This is a genomic window from Kitasatospora sp. NPDC093102 (assembly GCF_040683915.1).
In the GTDB taxonomy this organism is placed as follows: domain Bacteria; phylum Actinomycetota; class Actinomycetes; order Streptomycetales; family Streptomycetaceae; genus Kitasatospora.
In genome coordinates this window covers 62,653-83,220 of the sequence record NZ_JBFBFA010000028.1, presented here as the reverse complement: position 1 = coordinate 83,220, position 20,568 = coordinate 62,653, and the positions used below count along the sequence as shown (strand labels likewise).

General features: G+C 72.7%; 18 protein-coding genes. 4 read left to right on the top strand and 14 right to left on the bottom strand.

Translation table 11 applies throughout. From position 1 onward, the window contains the following. Positions 1-14 precede the first annotated feature (14 nt). The 9 genes from ybeY to hrcA all read right to left on the bottom strand — a co-directional run bounded on the left by ybeY (position 15) and on the right by hrcA (position 10,528). Positions 15-509: an rRNA maturation RNase YbeY gene (ybeY, locus tag AB0O11_RS27610; protein WP_030061268.1), complete on the bottom strand. Its 495-nt coding sequence runs from the start codon at positions 507-509 to the stop codon at positions 15-17. Positions 510-523: 14 nt separating this feature from the next. Beyond that, the gene (locus AB0O11_RS27605; RefSeq protein ID WP_363392186.1) at positions 524-1,549 is read right to left on the bottom strand and encodes a PhoH family protein; all 1,026 of its coding nucleotides are present in this window, start codon (positions 1,547-1,549) and stop codon (positions 524-526) included. 368 nt (positions 1,550-1,917) lie between these two features. Further along, on the bottom strand, positions 1,918-2,841 hold the full coding sequence (locus AB0O11_RS27600; protein WP_363392164.1) for a ribonuclease Z: 924 nt from the start codon (positions 2,839-2,841) through the stop codon (positions 1,918-1,920). 6 nt (positions 2,842-2,847) lie between these two features. Further along, positions 2,848-3,201, bottom strand: a complete 354-nt coding sequence (locus AB0O11_RS27595; RefSeq protein WP_224279444.1) for a histidine triad nucleotide-binding protein — start codon at positions 3,199-3,201, stop codon at positions 2,848-2,850. Between the two features lie 51 nt (positions 3,202-3,252). Beyond that, the gene (locus AB0O11_RS27590) at positions 3,253-3,951 is read right to left on the bottom strand and encodes an RDD family protein (protein WP_363392162.1); all 699 of its coding nucleotides are present in this window, start codon (positions 3,949-3,951) and stop codon (positions 3,253-3,255) included. Between the two features lie 141 nt (positions 3,952-4,092). Then, positions 4,093-7,356 carry a PDZ domain-containing protein gene (locus AB0O11_RS27585; protein ID WP_363392160.1) on the bottom strand — a complete coding sequence of 1,088 codons (3,264 nt, stop codon included), beginning with the start codon at positions 7,354-7,356 and terminating at the stop codon, positions 4,093-4,095. Positions 7,357-7,450: 94 nt separating this feature from the next. After that, positions 7,451-8,200 carry a 16S rRNA (uracil(1498)-N(3))-methyltransferase gene (locus AB0O11_RS27580; RefSeq protein ID WP_363392158.1) on the bottom strand — a complete coding sequence of 250 codons (750 nt, stop codon included), beginning with the start codon at positions 8,198-8,200 and terminating at the stop codon, positions 7,451-7,453. A 78-nt stretch (positions 8,201-8,278) separates the two neighbouring features. After that, entirely contained in the window at positions 8,279-9,418 is a 1,140-nt protein-coding gene (dnaJ, locus tag AB0O11_RS27575; RefSeq protein ID WP_363392157.1) for a molecular chaperone DnaJ, read from the bottom strand. Positions 9,419-9,493: 75 nt separating this feature from the next. Continuing rightward, positions 9,494-10,528: a heat-inducible transcriptional repressor HrcA gene (hrcA, locus tag AB0O11_RS27570; RefSeq protein WP_363392155.1), complete on the bottom strand. Its 1,035-nt coding sequence runs from the start codon at positions 10,526-10,528 to the stop codon at positions 9,494-9,496. A gap of 288 nt (positions 10,529-10,816) precedes the next feature. Between hrcA and htpX the strand changes: the two genes are divergently transcribed. After that, a complete protein-coding gene (gene htpX / locus AB0O11_RS27565; protein ID WP_363392153.1) occupies positions 10,817-11,737 on the top strand; it encodes a zinc metalloprotease HtpX in 921 nt (306 codons plus the stop codon). Between the two features lie 20 nt (positions 11,738-11,757). Continuing rightward, a complete protein-coding gene (locus AB0O11_RS27560) occupies positions 11,758-12,342 on the top strand; it encodes a hypothetical protein (RefSeq protein ID WP_363392151.1) in 585 nt (194 codons plus the stop codon). Positions 12,343-12,355: 13 nt separating this feature from the next. Here the strand turns inward: AB0O11_RS27560 and AB0O11_RS27555 are convergent, their stop codons facing one another. Together AB0O11_RS27555 and AB0O11_RS27550 are read right to left on the bottom strand one after the other, a co-directional pair. Continuing rightward, a complete protein-coding gene (locus AB0O11_RS27555; protein WP_363392149.1) occupies positions 12,356-13,048 on the bottom strand; it encodes a hypothetical protein in 693 nt (230 codons plus the stop codon). 105 nt (positions 13,049-13,153) lie between these two features. Beyond that, the gene (locus AB0O11_RS27550) at positions 13,154-13,765 is read right to left on the bottom strand and encodes a hypothetical protein (protein ID WP_363392147.1); all 612 of its coding nucleotides are present in this window, start codon (positions 13,763-13,765) and stop codon (positions 13,154-13,156) included. 40 nt (positions 13,766-13,805) lie between these two features. On the opposite strand from AB0O11_RS27550, the gene AB0O11_RS27545 reads away from it, so the two are divergent. Then, positions 13,806-14,639, top strand: coding sequence for a DUF3097 domain-containing protein (locus AB0O11_RS27545; RefSeq protein WP_363392145.1), 834 nt, complete (start codon positions 13,806-13,808; stop codon positions 14,637-14,639). Here AB0O11_RS27545 and AB0O11_RS27540 read toward each other — a convergent pair. The 3 genes from AB0O11_RS27540 to AB0O11_RS27530 are packed head-to-tail and all read right to left on the bottom strand — an operon-like array spanning position 14,630 to position 18,438. After that, complete coding sequence (locus AB0O11_RS27540; RefSeq protein WP_363392143.1) at positions 14,630-15,187, bottom strand: Uma2 family endonuclease; 558 nt, start codon at positions 15,185-15,187, stop codon at positions 14,630-14,632. The two genes, AB0O11_RS27545 and AB0O11_RS27540, sit on opposite strands and share 10 nt — an antisense overlap. A gap of 40 nt (positions 15,188-15,227) precedes the next feature. Then, positions 15,228-16,457 (bottom strand): radical SAM family heme chaperone HemW, encoded by a 1,230-nt coding sequence (gene hemW, locus AB0O11_RS27535; protein ID WP_363392141.1) that lies wholly within the window; start codon positions 16,455-16,457, stop codon positions 15,228-15,230. A gap of 58 nt (positions 16,458-16,515) precedes the next feature. Further along, positions 16,516-18,438 carry an AMP-binding protein gene (locus AB0O11_RS27530; protein WP_363392139.1) on the bottom strand — a complete coding sequence of 641 codons (1,923 nt, stop codon included), beginning with the start codon at positions 18,436-18,438 and terminating at the stop codon, positions 16,516-16,518. A gap of 311 nt (positions 18,439-18,749) precedes the next feature. Between AB0O11_RS27530 and AB0O11_RS27525 the strand changes: the two genes are divergently transcribed. Further along, positions 18,750-20,483, top strand: a complete 1,734-nt coding sequence (locus tag AB0O11_RS27525) for an ABC transporter ATP-binding protein (RefSeq protein ID WP_363392137.1) — start codon at positions 18,750-18,752, stop codon at positions 20,481-20,483. Positions 20,484-20,568: the final 85 nt, after the last annotated feature.

Here is a 20,568-nt window from a genome sequence, read left to right as displayed (position 1 = left end):
TTCGGGCTCCGCGCTCAGTGGGTGGTGGGGGCCGGGGAGATGCCGCCGAGGCCGCGGCCCGCCCGCCAGTCGTCCAGGATGCGCTTCTGGAGGGCGAACATCTCCTCCTCTTCCTCCGGCTCCTCGTGGTCGTAGCCGAGGACGTGCAGCACGCCGTGCACGGTGAGCAGTTGCAGCTCCTCGTCCATCGAGTGCTTGGAGGGGGCCGCCTTGCCCTGCTGCTCGGCGACCTCGGGGCAGAGCACGATGTCGCCGAGCAGGCCCTGCGGCAGCTCCTCGCCCTCCTTGCCGGGCCGCAGCTCGTCCATCGGGAAGGACATCACGTCGGTGGGCCCCGGGAGGTCCATCCACTGGATGTGCAGCTCCTCCATCGCCGCACCGTCCACCAGGATCACGGACAGTTCGGACTGCGGGTGGATCCGCATCTTGTCCAGTGCGAAGCGGGCGACGTCGAGGATGGCTTCCTCGTCGGCGTCCCAACCGGACTCGTTGGCGATGTCGATCGACATGACGGGCTGTGTGCTCAGCTTTCGGTGCGATGGGACTGTCGGGGTGCGCGGAGCGCGGAGGCCTTGCCGGGGCGCCGCTGGGCGGGCTTGCGGGCCGCCGGGGCGACCTCGTCGGCCTCCTGGCGGGCGTCCCAGCGCTCGTAGGCGTCCACGATCCGGCCGACCAGCTTGTGGCGGACCACGTCGGTGCTGGTGAGGACGGAGAAGTGGATGTCGGGCACGTCGGCCAGGATCTCCTGGACGACCTTGAGGCCGCTGCGGGTGCCGCCCGGGAGGTCGATCTGGCTGGTGTCGCCGGTGACCACCACCCGGGAGTTGAACCCGAGGCGGGTGAGGAACATCTTCATCTGCTCGGGCGAGGTGTTCTGGGCCTCGTCGAGGATGATGAAGGCGTCGTTGAGGGTGCGGCCGCGCATGTACGCGAGCGGGGCGACCTCGATGGTGCCCGCCGCCATCAGGCGCGGGATGGAGTCCGGGTCCATCATGTCGTGCAGCGCGTCGTACAGCGGGCGCAGGTACGGGTCGATCTTCTCGTAGAGGGTGCCGGGCAGGAAGCCCAGCCGCTCCCCCGCCTCGACCGCCGGGCGGGTCAGGATGATCCGGTTGACCTCCTTGGCCTGGAGGGCCTGGACGGCCTTGGCCATCGCCAGGTAGGTCTTGCCGGTGCCGGCCGGGCCGAGGCCGAAGACGATCGTGTGCCTGTCGATCGCCTCGACGTAGCGCTGCTGGTTGAGGGTCTTCGGGCGGATCGTGCGACCCCGGTTGGACAGGATGTTCGCGGTGAACACCTGGGAGGGCGCCGGGCTGTCCGGGTCCTGGCTGCGGAGCATGGCGATGGAGCGCTCCACGGAGTCCTCCGTCAGGGGCTGGCCGGTGCGCAGCACCAGCATCATCTCGTTGAAGAGCCGCTGCACGAGGGCGACCTCGGCCCGGACTCCGGTGGCGGTCACCTCGTTGCCGCGCACGTGGATGTCGGCGGCGGGGAAGCCCTGCTCGATCACGCGCAGCAGCGAGTCCGCGGTGCCGAGCAGGGTGACCATCGGGTGCTTCTCGGGGATGACGATCCGGGCGCTGACGCGGCCGTCGTCGGCCGGTTCGGGGCGCGACTGTCCGTTGGTACGGGTCTGCGATGTGTCACTCATAGGTCGGCGCTGGGGCCTGCCTCATCCCATCCGTGGTGTCGGGTGCCGCTCGGTGTCTCCGGGGCACCAGGGTACGCCGCGAGCGTGATCGCCGTGGCGGGCGGCGGGGCCGCACCCGATGATGCTGCGGCAGTTCGGGGGCCGACGCGAGCCCTTTTTCCCGCCGTTCACGACATTCACGACGTTCACAGCGCTTCCGGCGCGCCTGCTCTTCCCGGCACCCGCGGCGCTCACGGCGTGCAAGGCGTGCAAGGCGTGCAAGGCGTTCACGACGGGCGGCGGGCCGGGACGGGCACCCGGTCGAGGTCGGCGGCCAGCACCAACTCCCCGTCGAAGTGCTTGCGGGCGTCGGCCAGGTGCTGGCCGAGGTCCGGGTAGCGCTGGGAGAAGTGGGTCAGCACCAGGGTGCGCGCCCCGGCCTCGGCGGCGACCTTGGCGGCCTGTCCGGCGGTGAGGTGGCCGTGCTCCTCGGCGAGGCGGGCGTCGGCGTCGGTGAAGGTCGCCTCGACCACCAGCAGGTCGGTGCCCTCGGCGAGCCGGTGCACGCCCTCGCACAGCCGGGTGTCCATCACGAAGGCGAACTTCTGGCCCGGCCGCGGCTCGCTGACCTCGCCCAGGGTGACGGTGCGGCCGTCCACCTCGATCGCGCCCTCGTGCTGGAGCCGGCCCACCGCCGGCCCGCGCACGCCGAGCGCGGCGAGCCGCTCCGGCACCAGCCGGCGGCCGTCGGGCTCGGACAGCCGGTAGCCGAAGGACTCCACCGGGTGGTCCAGCCGGACGGCGTCCAGCGCGAAGCGGGCGCCGGGTGCGGGCAGCGGCCCGGGCTCGTCGATCGGCCGGGGCCGCAGCACGGCGGTCTCGTGGTAGGCGGTCGAGTGCCGCAGCCGCTCGAAGTAGACCTCGCCGGAGGCCGGGAAGTAGACGTCGACCGGGTGCGGGACGCGGTCGAGGTTGATCCGCTGGATCACCCCGGCGAGGCCCAGGCAGTGGTCACCGTGGAAGTGGGTGACCGCGATCCGGGTGATCTGGGTGGCCGTGACCCCGGCGTGCAGCATCTGGCGCTGGGTGCCCTCGCCGGGGTCGAACAGCAGGCCCTCGCCGTCCCAGCGCAGCAGGTAGCCGTTGTGGTTGCGGTGCCGGGTGGGCACCTGGCTGGCGGTGCCGAGGACGACGAGTTCGCGCTGGGACACGTGCGGTCAGACCATGCGCTCGGTCATCGACATGCCGCCGAGCACGTGGACGTGCGCGTGGAAGACGGTCTGCCCGGCGCCCGCACCGGTGTTGAAGATCAGCCGGTAGTCCTCGATGCCCTCGTCCCTGGCCACCGCGCCCGCCTCGGCGAGCAGCTCGCCGGCGATCTCCGGCTCGGCGGCGGCCAGCGCGGCCGCGTTCGGGTAGTGCACGTGCGGGATCACCAGGACGTGCACGGGCGCCTTGGGGGCGATGTCGCGGAAGGCGAGGGTGCGCTCGGTCTTGCGCACCACGGTCGCCGGGATCTCGCCCGCCACGATCTTGCAGAACAGGCAGTCGGGCTGCGGCTCGCCGGCCATGGCTCTCTCCTCGGAATCGGTACGTGGGTGGTGGGGCCGTACGGGCGCAGCCTAGCCGAGCGGGGTGACGGCCTGCTGGTACTCCTGGAGGTGCTTCCAGCGCACCGCGCGCATGCCGACGACGTCCCCTTCGTCCGTGTCGAAGTCCTCGGTGAGGAGGGCGACCGCGAGGACGACGAAACCGATCAGCCAGCGCCTGGTGAGCCGCCACGTGTTCGGCCGCATCACGCCCTTGCGGCGCACCACCCGCATCGCCATGATCCCCTTGCCCACGCTGAAGCCGGTCAGCCGGGCGAGCACCACCTGGTTGAGGAAGGACGCGGCGAGGCCGACCACCAGCAGCGCCACGAAGTAGGGCACCGCCGGCCCGCCGCTCTGCACGGCGTGGCCAGCCACGTGCCCGGCCTTCGGGCGGCTCGCGGCGTTGGCGGCGACGAAGCCGAGGCCGATCGCGAACAGCCAGTCCAGCACGATCGCCAGGAACCGCCGGCCGCCGCCCGCCTCCTTGGGGCAGGGCGGCAGCGCCCGCCGCGGCTGCTCCGGCTGCGGGTAGGGGGGCGGGTACGGCTGCGCGTACCCCTGCGGTGCGTGTGCCTGCGGCGGTGCGTAGCCCTGCGGCGGGTACGGCTGTGCCGGCGCGTACGGCTGCGGCTGCGGTGCCGGCGGGTACGGCTGTGCCGGCGGGTACGGCTGCGGCTGCTGCGCGTAAGGATTCTGGCCGTACTGCGGCGGCGGGTAGCCCTGCGCCATCTGGTTCCCCCGTGAGCTGTGGATCAAGAAACAGCCCCGCATCCTACCCACGCCCCCGTACTCCGGAGCAGGAGGTCGGACGGGCCGACTTCCTGCTCCGGACGCCCTGCTCGGGCTTCCCGCTCCGGAGGCCGGGCCCCGCTACGCCCAGGGCAGCGGCGGCGCCGTACGGGCCGGGGTCTCGGCGAGCTTCGCCAGGGCGAGCCGCACGCCCTCGGCCAGCTGCGGGTCCTCGCCGGCCGCCCAGTGGTGCGGGGCGAACGGCACCTCGACGTCCGGGTCGACGCCGTGGTTCTCCAGGCCCCAGCCGTAGTTCTCCATCCAGAGCGCGTACTTGGGCTGGGTGACCAGGGTGCCGTCGACCAGCCGGTAGCGGCTGTCGATGCCGATCACCCCGCCCCAGGTGCGGGTGCCGACCACCGGGCCGATCCCGAGCGCCTGGACGGCGGCGTTGACCACGTCGCCGTCCGAGCCGGTGAACTCGTCGGCGAGCGCGACCACCGGGCCTCGCGGGGCGTCCGCCGGGTAGGGCACCGGGTGGTCGGTGTCCCGGATGACGTCCCAGCCGATGATCCGGCGGGCCAGCTTCTCGATCACCAGCTGCGAGGTGTGGCCGCCCCGGTTCCCCCGGACGTCGACGACCAGGCCCTCCCTGGCCATCTCGCTGCTCAGGTCGCGGTGCAGCTGGGCCCAGCCGGCCGTCTGCATGTCGGGGAGGTGCAGGTAGCCCAGCCGCCCGCCGGACAGCTCGCGCACCGCGGCCCGCCGCCCGGCCACCCAGTCGTGGTAGCGCAGCGCCTCCTCGTCGGCGAGCGGGACGACCACCGGGTGGCGCCGGTCGGTGCCGTCCTTCCCCGCCACGGTCAGCTCGACCGGCTGTCCGGCGGTGCCGGCCAGCAGCGGGGCCGGGCCGGCGACCGGGTCCACCGGGCGGCCGTTGACGGCGAGCACCGCGTCGCCCGGGCGGATCGCGGCGCCGGGCGCGGCCAGCGGCGAGCGGGCCCTGGGGTCGGAGGACTCCCCGGGCAGGATCCGGGCGATCCGCCACCGCTCGCCGTCCCGGACCAGGTCGGCGCCGAGCAGGCCCTGGCGCCGGGCCGGCTCGGTGTACCGGCCGTACGGCACCACGTAGGCGTGCGAGGTGCCGAGTTCGCCGTGCACCTCCCAGAACAGGTCGACCAGTTCGTCGTGCGAGCCGACCCGCTCGACCAGCGGCCGGTAGCCCTCCAGCACCCCGGCCCAGTCGACGCCGGAGAGGTCGGGGCGCCAGAAGTTGTCCCGCATCAGCCGGCCGTTCTCGGCGAACATCTGCCGCCACTCGGCGGCCGGGTCGACGGTCACCCGCAGCCGGGCGAGGTCGACGGTGGTCTCCTCGTCCTCGCCGCCCTTGTGGTCGGCCGGGACGACCCGCAGCTCGCCCTCGTCCAGCAGGGCCACCCGGGTGCCGTCCGCGCTGACCGCGAAGTCGTCCAGGCCGTGCACCAGCTGCTCGACCCGGCGCTTCCTCAGGTCGAAGTGCTCCAGCACCGGGCGGGGCCGGTCGTCGTCCAACGAGGCGGCCTCGTCACCGAGTTCGCCCATCAGCGGGGCCCTGGTCCAGAGCACGCCGTTCTTGGCGGCGGCCAGCTCCTCGAAGCGGCCGCCCTCGACCGGGAAGGGCACGATCCGGTCGGCGATGCCGTCCAGGTCCACCCTGGTCACGGGCGCGGCATCGGCCGACGCCTCCTCGCCGTCCGCCTTCCTGGCCTTCGGTTCGTCCTCCTCCCCGCCGAGCGGGCGCCCGGCCCGCTGCGGACCGAACGGGGAGGGCGTGTCGGCGGCCAGCGTGACCAGGTAGGGGCGGCAGCCGTTCGGGAAGGACAGGTCGAAGACGTGCGCGTCGTAGACCGGGTCGAAGTTGCGCACCGACAGGAAGGCCAGGTAGCGGCCGTCCGCGGTGAAGGAGGGCGAGGTGTCCACGAAACGCGGCTGGGTGACCTCGCCGACCGTCCGGGTGGCCAGGTTCGCCAGCACGATCTGGCGCAACGAGTGCGGCCCCATCCCGCGCACCGGGCGCGACCAGGCCAGCCAGGCCGAGTCCGGGCTGAAGGCCGGCCCGCCGGGCTCGCCGTCGGCGCTGCGGTCCAGCTCGTGCACGGCGCCGTCGGCCAGCGCGACCAGCAGCACCCGGCCGTCGTGCACGCCGAGCGCGGCCTGCTTGCCGTCCGGGGAGACCACCAGCGAGTTGACCCGGCCGAGCTGCCCCGCGGCCAGCCGGCGGCGCTCGGCGCCGTGCAGGTCGGGGGCGTACTCCAGGGCGTCCTCGCCCTCGGCGTCGGACACCCACAGCACGCCCTGGGCGCCGTCCTCGCCCGGCACCACCCGGGCCAGCCGCCCGCGCACCCCCGGGGTCTCGTCCAGCACCCGGGCCGGGCCCTCGCGGTGGGTCAGCCAGTGCACGCTGCCGCGCACCACCACGGCACTGCCCCGGCCGGTGCGGTCGGGGGCGACGGACTCCAGCCAGTGCGCGGCGGGCACGGGGCGGGGGCGGCGCCCGGCCCGCGGGCCGGCCGGCCGGACGTCCAGCCGGCGCGGCTCGGCGCCCTCCAGGTCGTCCAGCAGCCAGAGGTCGCCGGCCCGGTGGAAGACCACCCGGGTGCCGTCGGTGGTGGCGTTGCGGGCGTAGAAGCCGTCCGGGTCCGCGGTGTGGCGGCGCAGGTCGGTGCCGTCCGGGCGGCTGGACCACAGTTCGCCGACGCCCTCGTGATCGGACAGGAAGGCGATCCTGCCGCCCTGCCCGCCCTGCCCGGCCACCCACAGTGGCGAGTCCAACTGCCCGTCCAGCTCCGCGTGGACGCGGGCGAACTCGTCCCGGCCGAGCCACAGCTTGCCGGCCAGCCCGCCCCGGTACCGCTTCCACCAGGCCGGATCGCGGCCGGTGACGCTGTTCAGGAGCACCCGGTCCCCGCCCGGCTCGAAGGCGAGCCCGCCGACCGGCCCGTACGGCAGCCGCTGCGGCTCGCCGCCGTCCAGCGGCACGGCGTGCGCCCAGGTGCGGCGCAGACCGGCCTCGCCGGCGCTGGTGACGGCGATCGGGCGGCCGTCGGCCGTCCAGCCGAGCACCCGGGTCTGGTGGCTGCCCCAGTGGGTGAGCCGGCGCGACGGGCCGCCGTCCACCGGCACCACGTGGACCTCGGGGGCGCCGTCCCGGGTGGAGGTGAAGGCGAGGTGCCGCCCGTCCGGGGAGAACCTCGGGTGGTGGACCGGCAGGTGGTCCGCCGTCAGCCGCCAGGCCCGGCTCCCGTCCAGCGGGGCGAGCCAGAGGTCGTCCTCGGCGACGAAGGCGACCAGATCGCCGTGCAGGTGGGGATGGCGCAGGTAGGCGCCCGCCGAGGTTTTCGGGGAGGTGCTCAGGGAGTCCGTCACCCGGCCAGCCTAGGCAGGTGCGCGTACGATCCGCGCCGTTTTCACAGACTCCCGGCACCACCCGCGGACGGCGGTCGGGGCCGCCCGGCCGCCGTCACGACCAGCGGCCGGTACGCCCGAGCAGCAGCGCGCCGGCGGCCACCCCGGCGGTGGAGGTGCGCAGCACCGAGGGGCCGAGCCGGTACGGCTTGGCGCCCGCCTCGGCGAACGCGGCCAGCTCCTCCGGGGAGACCCCGCCCTCCGGGCCGACCACCAGGACGAGGTCGCCGCCCTCCGGCAGCCCGGCGTGCGCCAGCGGCTCGGCGCCCTCCTCGTGCAGCACGGCGGCGAACGCGGCCTGTGCCAGCACCGGTGCCAGCTGCCTGGTGGTCATCGGCTCGCGGACCTCGGGGAAGCGCAGCCGGCGGGACTGCTTGCCCGCCTCCCGGGCGGTGGCCCGCCACTTGGCGAGCGCCTTGGCGCCGCGCTCGCCCTTCCACTGGGTGATGCAGCGCGAGGCGGCCCACGGGATCACCACGTCCACGCCGACCTCGGTCATGGTCTCCACGGCCAGCTCGCCGCGGTCGCCCTTGGGCAGCGCCTGGACCACCACGATCCGCGGCGCGGGCTCCGGCTCCCGGCGCACCGCGGCGACCGTCACGTCGATCGCGTCCTTGCCGAGCACCTCGGCGACCGTGCCGTCCACGCCGAGCCCCAGCCCGTCCGCCAGGGTGACCGCCTCGCCCGGCTCCAGCCGCTTCACCGCGGCCGCGTGCCGCCCCTCCGGGCCGTCCAGGCGCACCACGGCCCCGGGCACGGCGGCGGCGATCCGCTCGGTCTCGACGACGAAGACGGGCGCGGTCATGACGGAGTACCTCCAGGAGTGGGACGAAAACACGGAAGGGGTGCCGGGGGCCTTCCCCCGGCACCCCTCCGCGGACTGCTACCGGCCGTTGAAGGCGTCCTTCAGCCGGGAGAAGAGGCCCTGCTGGCCCGGCGCGAACTGGCCGGACGGCCGCTCCTCGCCGCGCAGCACCGCGAGGCGGCGCAGCAGCTCCTCCTGCTCGGCGTCGAGCTTGCCGGGCGTCTTCACCTCGACGTGCACTATCAGGTCGCCCCGGCCGCCACCGCGCAGGTGGGTGATGCCCCGGCCGTGCAGCGGGATCGACTGGCCGGACTGGGTGCCGGGCCGGATGTCGACCTCCTCCAGGCCGTCCAGGGTCTGCAGCGGCACCTGGGTGCCGAGCGCGGCCGCCGTCATCGGGATCGTGACGGTGCAGTGCAGGTCGTCCCCGCGCCGCTGGAAGATGGTGTGGCTGGTCTCGGCGATCTCGACGTACAGGTCGCCGGCCGGGCCGCCGCCGGGGCCGACCTCGCCCTCGCCGGCCAGCTGGATCCGGGTGCCGTTGTCGACACCGGCCGGGATCTTGACGGTCAGGGTGCGGCGGGCCCGCACGCGGCCGTCGCCGGCGCACTCCGGGCACGGGGTCGGCACGACGGTGCCGAAGCCCTGGCACTGCGGGCAGGGGCGGGAGGTCATGACCTGGCCCAGGAAGGACCGGGTGACCTGGGAGACCTCGCCCTTGCCGCGGCACATGTCACAGGTCTGCGCCGAGGTGCCGGGGGCCGCACCCTCGCCGTTGCAGGTGGTGCAGGTGACGGCGGTGTCGACCTGGAGCTCCTTGGTGGTGCCGAAGGCGGCCTCCTCCAGGGTGATCTCCAGCCGGATCATGGCGTCCTGGCCGCGGCGGGTGCGCGAGCGCGGGCCACGCTGGCCGGCCGCGGCGCCGAAGAAGGCGTCCATGATGTCGGAGAAGCCGAAGCCCGCCGCGCCGGCGCCGAAGCCACCCGCACCGCCGCCGCCCGGGGAGAGCGGGTCCCCGCCGAGGTCGTAGACCTGACGCTTCTGCGGGTCGGAGAGCACCTCGTAGGCGGCGTTGATCTCCTTGAACCGCTCCTGCGTCTTCGGGTCCGGGTTGACGTCCGGGTGCAGTTCGCGTGCCAGGCGCCGGAACGCCTTCTTGATCTCGTCCTGCCCCGCATCCCGTCGGACGCCGAGTACCGCGTAGTAGTCCGTGGCCACCAAATGCTCCGCTTGTTCCGCCTGTAGTAGTGCTGCGACTGGACGCCCCCGTCAGATTTCCGACGGGGGGCTTTGCTAGGACTCGGCCAGGATCTGGCCCACGTACCGCGCCACCGCTCGCACCGCCCCCATTGTGCCCGGGTAATCCATCCGGGTCGGACCGATCACACCCAGTTTGGCCACGCTCTCGTCGCCCGAACCGTAGCCGACCGAAACGATCGAGGTGGAAGTCAGCCCCTCGTAGGCGTTCTCCCGCCCGATCCGGACCGTCATCGCGGCGTCCGCGGTCTCACCCAGGAGGCGGAGCAGGACGACCTGCTCCTCCAGGGCCTCCAGCACCGGCTGGATGGTGAGCGGGAAGTCGTGCCCGAAGCGGGTCAGGTTGGCCGTGCCGGCCAGCATGATCCGCTCCTCGTTCTGTTCGGCGAGCGTCTCGAACAGCGTCGCCAGGACCGTGCTGACGGTCGGCCGGTCGGCCTGCTCGAAGTGCGCCGGGAGTTCCTCCAGCAGTCCCGGGACCTCCGGGAGGCGTCGGCCGGCGGCTCTCGCGTTGATCCGGGCCCGCAGGTCCGCCAGCACCGTCTCGCCGACCGGTCCCGGGCAGTCGACCATCCGCTGCTCGACCCGGCCGGTGTTGGTGATCAGCACCAGCATCACCTTGGCCGGGGCCAGCGCCACCAGCTCGATGTGCCGGACGGTGGAGCGCGACAGCGAGGGGTACTGCACCACCGCGACCTGCCGGGTCAGCTGGGCGAGCAGCCGCACGGTGCGGGCGACCACGTCGTCCAGGTCGACCGCGCCGTCCAGGAAGTGCCGGATGGCCCGGCGCTCGGGGGCGCTCATCGGCTTGATCTCGGCGAGCTTGTCGACGAAGAGGCGGTACCCCTTGTCGGTCGGGATGCGGCCGGCACTGGTGTGCGGCTGGTGGATGTAACCCTCCTCCTCCAGCGCCGCCATGTCGTTGCGGACGGTCGCCGGTGACACCCCGAGGTTGTGCCGCTCCACCAGGGCCTTGGAGCCGACCGGTTCCTCGGTGCCCACGTAGTCCTGCACGATCGCGCGGAGCACGGCGAGCTTGCGGTCGTCGAGCTGGCGGACCTCACCGGCCATGGGGCACGCACCTCCGTCTTCGCACGTTGTCCGACTGTGTCCCTTGCTGCTGCGGGCCGCTCCGGGAGGCCCCGGCCTTGGCACTCTGAACACGCGAGTGCCAAATCCGTACCTGCCAGTGTAAGGCCCGGGTCCTACGGCAGGAACGGCCCGACCGGGGTGATCCTCCCCGCAGTTCCGCCCACGGCCCACGGGAAGCTGACGGTTCGATCCTCCCGGCGCCGGAGTGGTGCCGAGAGGCCGTCCGGGTGGCAGCATCGATAGCGACGGCGAATGGAGGAGCAAGCGATGTCGAGCTCGGGCCAGCACACCCGTTTCGCGCCCGACCGCGGCCTGACCAGCCGCATGGTCGCGACGATGTTCGTGATCGGGCTGCTGTACGTCGGTTTCACGGGCCTGCTGATCGCGCTTCTGCGCGGCGCCTGGCCACTGATCGTCCTGCTGTCCGGCGGGCTGTTCGTCGCCCAGTTCTGGTTCAGCGACAAGATCACCGAGCGGGCGATGGGCGCCCACCGAGTGACCCCGGAGCAGTTCCCCCAGCTGCACGGCACCGTCGACCGGCTCTGCGCCCTGGCCGACATGCCCAAGCCCCGGGTGGCGGTCGCCGACAACGACATGCCGAACGCCTTCGCCACCGGCCGCAACCCGCAGAACGCGGTGGTCTGCGTGACCACCGGACTGCTGCGCCGGCTGGAGCCGGAGGAACTGGAGGGCGTCCTCGCGCACGAGCTGTCGCACGTCGCCCACCGGGACGTCGCGGTGATGACGATCGCCGGCTTCCTCGGCGTCCTCGCCGGGGCGATGACCCGGATCGCGATGTACGGCGGGTTCATGGGCGGCGGGCGCAACAACAACGACCAGAACGCGGCCATCGTGGCCCTGATCGTCCCGCTGGTGTCGGTGGTCGTCTACGCGATCAGCTTCCTGCTCACCCGGCTGCTGTCCCGCTACCGTGAGCTGGCCGCCGACCGCGCCGCCGCCCAGCTCACCGGCCGGCCCAGCGCACTGGCCGCGGCCCTCACCAAGGTGACCGGGCAGATCGCGGCCATCCCCACCGAGGACCTGCGCAAGTCGCAGCCGTACAACGCCTTCTACTTCGCCCCCGCGCTGAGCGCCCGGGAGACCGCCTCGCAGCTGTTCTCCACCCACCCGACGCTGGAGAAGCGGCTGGCGCAGCTGGCGAAGATCTCCGAGCAGCTCGGCCGCTGACCCCCTGTGAAAGGACCGCCGTGGGAATCCTGGACGCCCTGTTCGGCCGCACCAAGCCCGTCAAGCCCGACCTCGACCAGCTGTTCGGCGTGCCGTCCGCCGCGCTGACCCTGGAGGCCGGGGCCGGGTTCACCCCCACCGGACTCGGCTCGGTCTGCTTCGCCGCCGTCGAGGGCGCGGCCTTCGTCCAGGTCGAGCAGCAGGTCCGGGCGCTGCTGGACGCCGACACCGAGCGCGGCGGCGTCCCGGTGGAGGCCTCCAGGGACGGCTACGGCTACTCCTGGCTGCTCGCCCGGCACCGGCCCGAGGAGCTGCCGGAGCTGGTGAACGACCTGCACGCGGTCAACAGCGAGCTGGAGGCGAACGGCTTCGGACCGCAGCTGCTCTGCTCGCTCGTCGCCTTCCGCGACCCGGAGGGGCGTTCGCTGGCCCTGGTCTACCTCTACAAGCGGGGCACGTTCTACCCCTTCGCCCCGATGCCGGGCGGCGGGGAGAAGCGCAACAGCCCACTGGAGCTACAGGTCAACGCGATGCTGGGGAACGACCTGCGGTTGGAGAAGGACCTGAGCCGCTGGTTCCCGGTCTGGGGCGCGCCGGGTCTGTGACGGTGCGCGGGCGTCAGCCGCCGGTGGTCGAGCGGTACGCCTTCACGGCGGCGGCGAGGACCTCTTGGGTGTCCGTGGACGGCTTCCGGCTGGAGGAGTGCTGCACGACGAGGATCACGTCGCCCTGGCGGACGAAACCGGTGACCTTCTCGAACGGTTTCGAGTCCCCGGGGAAGGCCGAGGTGAAGTGGATCAGGAGGCTCTCGTCGGCCGGCACCCCGGCCGGCGTGACGGACGCTGTCTCCCGGATCTTCGTGCCGTCCGTGAGTGTGGTGGTGAAGGAGGCGCAGCGCTTCGCAGCGCCGCGGATGGCGTCCATGACGTCGGCCGCTCGGCCGGGCGCGTAGCGGTCGAGCGACTCCCGGCCGAACCAGCCGGCGTCCTCGCCGCCGGTCGGCGTCCGTTCCAGGCCCACCGCCACGTTCTCCCGGGGTGGGGCGTGCGTCGTCATGAAGGAGTCGACCTCGAGTTCGTCGCACCGGAGCGAGGCGATGGGGAGGGGCGTGACCGAAGCGGCGGTCGACGTCGGGCCGACCTCCACCTTGTTCAGCCGGAACCCCCGGGGAAGCCGCTCCTGGGTCAGCAGGCCCTCGCGCAGGCTCTTGGGCGCGGGCACCGGGGTGAAGGCCGCAGCGGCCTCCGGCCCGGCCTTCCGGTCGGCCGTACAGGCCGACACGCCGAGAACCGCCAGAACGATCCCCACCACCGCGCGATGACGTGTGCGCACTGATCCACCCCCAGGATTCGTGATCGCCCGCACTCTCCCACACGGGCGCGCTCCCGGGCTCTCACGTCCTCAGCGCACCGTCCGCTACAGCAGTCCGATGAGGAACCGGACCGCCAGCCCGCACCCGAGCAGCAGGAAGCCGCTCAGGAGGAACAGCCCCAGGGCCCAGGCCGCCTCGGCGAGCCGGTCCCAGACGGTTCGCGGGGCCCCGTCCCAGGGGTCGCCGGGCTCGCCCCGGAGGGGTTCCGGGGCGGGCAGCGGGCCCGAGAGGTCCAGGCGCATGTGCTCCTCGGAGCAGTACGTCCGGAAGAGCACTTCGGCGGACCGGCGGTCGATCTCCAGGGCCAGCCACCCCTCGGGCAGCTCCAGACCCCCGCGGTCCAGCGTCCTGGGCCCCGTCCGGCCGCAGACGTCGCACAGCTCCTGGTCCTGGTCGTCCCCCGGCTCGTCCCGCTCCGGCACCCCGCCGCCGACGGTCCCGGCCGGTGCGGTGGCTTCCGCCGCACCGGCCGCCCCGGCGCCCCCGGTACTCGCCAGCTCCGACGCGACGTACAGCACGAAGGCGGCCCCGAGGGCGGCCACGGCGGCGCCGGTGTACTGCGGCCGGCTGTCCTTCACGAGGCCGAAGGCCGCCCCGGAGGCCACGAGGAACAGGAAGGTGCCGGCCCGGACGGCGCGGGAGTGGAAGCGGTGCATGCGGTGATCATGCCAGCGCCCGATCCCTATGATCACCCGTATGCGCAGCCGCCAGTACGGACCCGACCTGACCCCGCCGTGGAAGAAGCAGCAGCCTGCCCCGGAGGTGCCCGCCGAGCGGGACCTGGTGGTCGAGGAGGCGGCGACCGGCTTCTGCGGGGCGGTGGTGCGCTGCGAGAGGACCGCCGAAGGCTTCACCGTCACCCTGGAGGACCGCTTCGGCAAGCACCGGGTGTTCCCGCTGGTGCCGCGCGGCTTCCTGCTGGAGGGCCGGGTCGTCACCCTGGTCCGCCCCACCGGCCCGGCGGCGCCGCGCACCCCGGCCCGCACCGCCTCCGGCTCGATCGCCGTCCCGAACGCCCGCGCCCGGGTCGCCCGGGAGTCCCGCATCTACGTCGAGGGCCGGCACGACGCCGAGCTGGTCGAACGGGTCTGGGGCGACGACCTGCGGATCGAGGGCGTGGTCGTCGAGTACCTGCGCGGCATCGACGACCTGCCCGCGATCGTCGCCGACTTCGCCCCCGGCCCCGGCCGCCGCCTCGGCGTCCTGGTCGACCACCTGCTCCCCGGCACCAAGGAGCACGGCATCGCCGCCCAGGTCACCGGCGACTCGGTGCTGGTCGTGGGCCACCCCTACATCGACATCTGGGAGGCCGTGAAGCCCTCCTCCGTCGGCATCCCCGCCTGGCCCGCCGTCCCCCGCGGCGAGGACTGGAAGGAGGGCACCTGCCGCCGCCTCGGCTGGCCGGTGGACACCCCGGCGGCCTGGAAGCACATCCTCTCGAAGGTGAACTCCTACAAGGACCTGGAGCCCGAACTGCTGGGCCGGGTGGAGGAGTTGATCGACTTCACGGCCCTGCCGGGTCAGGAGTAGGTCTGGAACTCCGAGGTGTCCAGGGTGATGTCGAGCAGGTCGACCTGAATCGGGTCGCCGAATTTGGTGGTCCGCTCGGACCAGTACACCGGGATACCCGAAGCCGTGTCGGTGGTCAGATCCGTGAGGAGTACGCACACGCCCTTGAGCGGATCGACGATGAGGTACGCCGGAATCCCGCCCTGGGCGTACATCTCCCGCTTGGTCCGGTAGTCCCGGTGCACGCTGGTCCTGGAAACCACCTCGACCACAACGGTCACCGCGGAGGCGGACAGTAGACGGCCCGCCTCCGGGACGACACCGCGCTCGAAGACGACAAGATCGGGCTGGGGTTCGCTGGCCTCGCCGGAGATGATCAGATCCTGGGTCTGAAGCGCCCGCCACCTTGTGTAGGGGGTCTGGTGCTGAATCGCGGAGACGATGAGGTTGTGGACCATGTCCGGCCCGGCCGTCATCACGATTTCCCCCCTGATGAGCTCGGCCTTGACGCCTTCCGGAACCTCCAGGTTCTCGAAGATTCCCATCATCCGATCATCGATGGCGGTCATTGCGCGCTCCCTCCGACGGCTGACACCACGTTGACGACACTCAGTCCACCAGGTCACGTACGACCGCGTCCGCGAGGAGGCGGCCCTGGAGGGTGAGGACCGCGCGGCCCCGCTCGTACGGCCCGGCGGCGAGGAGGCCGTCGGCGAGGTGCCGGGCGGCGGACTTGCGGCCGGTGTCGGTGAGGAGGTCCAGGGGGATGCCGTCGACCAGGCGCAGTTCGAGGAGGATGCGCTCGACGCGGCGGTCCTCGTCGGCCAGCACCTCGCGGGCCAGGGCCGGGGTGCGGTGCTCGGCGAGGGCCCGGGCGTAGGCGGCGGGGTGCTTGGCGTTCCACCAGCGGACACCGCCGACGTGGCTGTGGGCGCCGGGGCCCGCGCCCCACCAGTCGGCGCCGGTCCAGTAGAGCTCGTTGTGGCGGCAGCGGCCCTCGGGGGTGGTGGCCCAGTTGGAGACCTCGTACCAGGAGTAGCCGGCGGCACCGAGCGCCTCCTCGGCGATCAGGTAGCGGTCGGCGTGCACGTCGTCGTCGATCATCGGCAGTTCGCCGCGCTTGACCCGGGCGGCGAGCCGGGTGCCCTCCTCGACGATCAGCGAGTACGCGGAGACGTGGTCGGGCCCGGCGCCGATGGCGGCGTCCAGGGAGGCCCGCCAGTCGTCGTCGGACTCGCCCGGGGTGCCGTAGATCAGGTCGAGGTTGACGTGCTCGAAGCCGGCCGCGCGGGCCTCGGCCACGCAAGCCTCGGGGCGGCCCGGGGTGTGGTGGCGGTCGAGCAGCCGCAGGACGTGCGGGCGGGCGCTCTGCATGCCGAAGGAGAGCCGGTTGTAGCCGCCCTCGCGCAGTTCGGCCAGGTACGCCGGGTCCACCGACTCCGGGTTGGCCTCGGTGGTGACCTCGGCGTCCTCGGCGAGCCCGAACTCCTCGCGGATCGCGGCGAGCATCTTCACCAGGTCGCGGGCGGGCAGCAGGGTCGGGGTGCCGCCGCCGAGGAAGACGGTCCGCACCGGGAGGTCCGTCTCCCCCAGCACCTTCCGGGCCAGCCGGATCTCGGCGACCACGTTGTCCGCGTACGTCTCCTGCGAGGCGACCGCCCCGGAGGAGCGCAGCTCGGTGGCGGTGTAGGTGTTGAAGTCGCAGTAGCCGCAGCGGCTGGCGCAGTACGGCACGTGCAGGTAGAAGCCGAAGGGCCGCGAGCCCAGCCCGTCGAGGGCGTGCGCGGGCAGGGAACCGTCGGACGGCACCGGTTCGCCGTCGGGAAGTGCGGAGGGCATGAGCCCATTGTCCCGTACGGCCCGCCCTACCCGGCGGGCCGTACGGGAACGGGGCCGGTCAGGCCTCGTTGGCGCCCGCGTACATCGCGGCCACCGCGTCCGCGTAGGTCCGCTCGACCACCGGGCGCTTGATCTTCAGGCTCGGGGTGAGCTCGCCGTGCTCGATGTCGAGGTCGCGGGGCAGCAGGTGGAACTTCTTGATCGTCTGCCAGCGCTGGAGGTCGGCGTTGACCCGCTTGACGAAGCCCTCGATCAGCTCGTGCACGGCCGGCTCGACGGCCAGCTCGGCGTAGGACTTGCCGGCCAGGCCGTGCTCGGCGGCCCACGGCAGCAGGACCGCCTCGTCCAGGCCGATCAGCGCGGTGCAGTAGTTGCGGCCGTTTCCGATCACCAGGATGTTGCTGACGAACGGGCAGACCGCCTTGAACTTGCCCTCGACCTCGCTGGGCGCCACGTACTTGCCGCCGGAGGTCTTGAACAGGTCCTTCTTGCGGTCGGTGATCCGCAGGAAGCCGTCCGGGGTGAGCTCGCCGATGTCCTCGGTGTGGAACCAGCCGTCCGGCTCCAGCACCTCGGCGGTCTTCTCCGGCAGGTTGTGGTAGCCGCGCATGACGCCCGGGCCGCGCAGCAGGATCTCGCCGTCCTCGGCGATCCGCACCTCGGTGCCGGGCAGCGGGCGGCCCACCGTGCCGATCCGCACGTCCTCCGAACGGTTGACGCAGGAGCCGGCGCTGGTCTCGCTCAGGCCGTAGCCCTCCAGGATCGGCACCCCGGCGCCGAGGAAGAAGTAGCCGATCTCCGGGGCGAGCGCGGCGCTGCCGGAGACCGCGCCGCGCAGCCGGCCGCCGAAGGCCGCCCGGATCTTCGCGTACACCAGCCGGTCGGCCAGCGCGTGCTGCACCCGCAGGCCCAGCGGGGCGGTTCCGGTACCGGTGGCGACCCGGCTCTCCTGGATCACCCGGGCGTACTCGCGGGCGACCCTGGCCGCCCACATGAAGATCTTGTACTTGGCGCCGCCCTCGGCCCGGGCCTTGCCCGCGATGCCGTTGTAGACCTTCTCGAAGATGCGCGGCGCCGAGGCCATGACGGTCGGCCGGATCGCCGGCAGGTTGTGGATGATCCGGTCCACCCGGCCGTCCACCGCCATCACGTGCCCGGTGGCGATCTGCCCGGAGATCAGCGTCTTGCCGAACACGTGCGACAGCGGCAGCCACATGAACTGCATGTCGTCGGGGCCCAGCAGCCCGCTGGCCTCCTGCGCCCGGCCCTCGTACGCCCAGCAGTCGTGCACCAGGCGCACGCCCTTGGGGCGGCCGGTGGTGCCGGAGGTGTAGATGAGGGTGGCCAGCTGCTCCTTGCCGAGCCCGTCGACGGCCTTCTCCACCGCGTCCGGGTGCTCCGCCAGGTACCGGGTGCCGCGCTCCTCCAGCTCGGCGAGGGTGAGCAGCTCCAGGCCGGCGCTCTCGGGGGCCTCGGCGGGCGCGTCGAAGAGGATCACGGTGCGCAGCCCGGGCAGCTGGTCGATCTGATCGACGGCCTTGGCCAGCTGGGCCGCGTTCTCGGCGAACAGCGCCCGGGAGCCGGAGTCGGAGAGGATGAACGCGGTCTCGTCCGCGTTGGTGCTGGGGTAGACGGTGGTGATCGCGGCGCCCGCGCACATGGCGCCGAGGTCGGCGATGATCCACTCGATCCGGGTCGAGGAGGCCAGGGCCACCCGGTCCTCGGGCCGGATGCCGAGCGCCATCAGGCCGGCGGCCACCGCCTTGACCCGGGCCGCGGTCTGCGCCCAGGTGAGCGAGCGCCACTGCTCGGCGCCGGGTGCGCCGTCGGCGGCCTGCTCGTCCACGGGCGAGGGGTAGCGGTAGGCCTCGGCGTTCGGGGTCAGGGCGACCCGCTCCAGGAACAGGTGGGCGACGGAGGCAGGACGCGCGGCGACGAGGTCGGGCCTGCCGGAGTCGATCAGGGACTGCGCGGAACTCAACGAGGACCTCCGGGAGCGGGTGGCCGTCTGCGGGATTGTCGCGGCGTCCGTGGGGGCGGTCGCCGGGCCCCCGGTTCACCTGAGCGGTACCGGTCAGTAACAAAGGGGCAATCAGCAGCCTAGGGGGAAACCGGTCATTCCGTAAGAGGGCAGCGCCCGACGGCACCTCCCCGCACCCCCGGTGCCGCACCCCCGCCGTTCGGCAAAGGCCCGGCAAACCCCCGGTTCCCGCACGCCGAATGGTCTGTACGACACTACAGAACACCCAGAATTGGGGTGCGAACCCGACCGGCGACGACAAGAGTGTGCTAGTGCTGATCAGACTGCTGAGGGCGTACCTCCGCCCGTACTCCCGACCGATCACCCTGCTGGTGCTACTCCAGCTGGTGTCCACCCTCGCGGCGCTCTACCTGCCGACGCTCAACGCCGACATCATCGACGACGGCGTCGTCAAGGGCGACACCGGCTACATCCTGCGCGTGGGCGGAGTGATGATCGCGGTCACCGTCCTCCAGGCCCTCTGCTCCATCGGCGCCGTCTTCATCGGCGCCCGCACCGCCATGGCCTTCGGCCGGGACGTCCGCGCCACCGTCTTCGAACGGGTGCAGAGCTTCTCCGCCCGCGAGGTCGGACAGTTCGGCGCGCCCTCCCTGATCACCCGCACGACCAACGACGTCCAGCAGGTCCAGATGCTCGCCCTGATGAGCTTCACGCTCATGGTCGCCGCGCCGATCATGTGCGTCGGCGGCATCATCATGGCGCTCAACCAGGACGTCCCGCTGTCCGGCCTGCTGCTCGCCGTCATCCCCGCGCTCGGCGTCGTCGTGGTCCTGCTGGTCCGCGCGCTGCGCCCCAAGTTCCGCAGCATGCAGGAGCGCATCGACACCGTGAACCGGGTCCTGCGCGAGCAGATCACCGGCATCCGGGTCATCCGCGCCTTCGTCAAGGACGACCAGGAACAGGCCCGCTTCGCCGGCGCCAACGAGGACCTCACCCACGTCGCCCGCCAGGTCGGCCGGCTGATGTCCATCATGTTCCCCGTCGTCATGCTGGTGGTGAACGTCTCCAGCGTCGCCGTGCTCTGGTTCGGCGCCCACCGCATCGACAGCGGCGCCATGGAGATCGGCGCGCTCACCGCGTTCCTCTCCTACCTGATGCAGATCCTGATGAGCGTCATGATGGCCACCTTCATGTTCATGATGGTGCCGCGCGCCGAGGTCTGCGCCGAACGCATCGATGAGGTCCTCGGCACCCACAGCAGCGTCGCCCCGCCCGCCGCCCCCGTCACCGAGGTGCTGCGCCGCGGCAACCTGGAACTGCGCGACGTCGACTTCCGCTACCCCGGCGCCGAGGCCTCGGTGCTGCACGGCATCGACCTCACCGCCCGCCCAGGCGAGACCACCGCCATCATCGGCTCCACCGGCAGCGGCAAGTCCACCCTGCTCGGCCTCGTCCCGCGGCTCTTCGACGCCACCTCGGGCCAGGTCCTGCTCGACGGCGTGGACGTCCGCGAACTCGCCCCCGCCGCGATCGCCGAGAACGTCGGCATCGTCCCGCAGAAGCCCTACCTCTTCTCCGGCACCGTCGCCAGCAACCTCCGCTACGGCCGGCCCGACGCCACCGACGAGGAACTCTGGCACGCCCTGGAGATCGCCCAGGCCAAGGAGTTCGTCGAGAAGCTGCCCGAAGGCCTGGACGCCCCCATCGCCCAGGGCGGCAGCAACGTCTCCGGCGGCCAGCGCCAACGCCTGGCCATCGCCCGGACCCTGGTCCGCCGGCCCTCCGTCTACCTCTTCGACGACTCCTTCTCCGCGCTCGACTACGCCACCGACGCCAAGCTCCGCAAGGCCCTGGCCCGCGAGACCTCCGACGCCACCGTCCTGATCGTCGCCCAGCGCGTGTCCACCATCCGCGACGCCGACCGGATCATCGTCCTCGACGAGGGCGCCGTCGTCGGCACCGGAACCCACCACGAACTGATGGCCGACAACCCGACGTACCGGGAGATCGTGCTCTCCCAGCTCACCGAGCAGGAGGCGGCGTGACCAGCCCCGGAAAGAAGCCGGACCTGGCCAAGGGCCAGGCCCCCAGAGGCACCGCCCCCACGGACGCCCCGGAGAAGGACGCCGG

Bases quoted from the DNA above. Each gene is read 5' to 3' on its own strand.
- ybeY (WP_030061268.1), bottom strand. From the start codon at position 509: ATGTCGATCGACATCGCCAACGAGTCCGGTTGGGACGCCGACGAGGAA.
- AB0O11_RS27605 (WP_363392186.1), bottom strand. From the start codon at position 1,549: ATGGTCACCCTGCTCGGCACCGCGGACTCGCTGCTGCGCGTGATCGAG.
- AB0O11_RS27595 (WP_224279444.1), bottom strand. From the start codon at position 3,201: ATGGCCGGCGAGCCGCAGCCCGACTGCCTGTTCTGCAAGATCGTGGCG.
- AB0O11_RS27590 (WP_363392162.1), bottom strand. From the start codon at position 3,951: ATGGCGCAGGGCTACCCGCCGCCGCAGTACGGCCAGAATCCTTACGCG.
- AB0O11_RS27580 (WP_363392158.1), bottom strand. From the start codon at position 8,200: ATGACCGCGCCCGTCTTCGTCGTCGAGACCGAGCGGATCGCCGCCGCC.
- hrcA (WP_363392155.1), bottom strand. From the start codon at position 10,528: ATGGCCGGTGAGGTCCGCCAGCTCGACGACCGCAAGCTCGCCGTGCTC.
- htpX (WP_363392153.1), top strand. From the start codon at position 10,817: ATGTCGAGCTCGGGCCAGCACACCCGTTTCGCGCCCGACCGCGGCCTG.
- AB0O11_RS27550 (WP_363392147.1), bottom strand. From the start codon at position 13,765: ATGCACCGCTTCCACTCCCGCGCCGTCCGGGCCGGCACCTTCCTGTTC.
- AB0O11_RS27545 (WP_363392145.1), top strand. From the start codon at position 13,806: ATGCGCAGCCGCCAGTACGGACCCGACCTGACCCCGCCGTGGAAGAAG.
- AB0O11_RS27540 (WP_363392143.1), bottom strand. From the start codon at position 15,187: ATGACCGCCATCGATGATCGGATGATGGGAATCTTCGAGAACCTGGAG.
- hemW (WP_363392141.1), bottom strand. From the start codon at position 16,457: ATGCCCTCCGCACTTCCCGACGGCGAACCGGTGCCGTCCGACGGTTCC.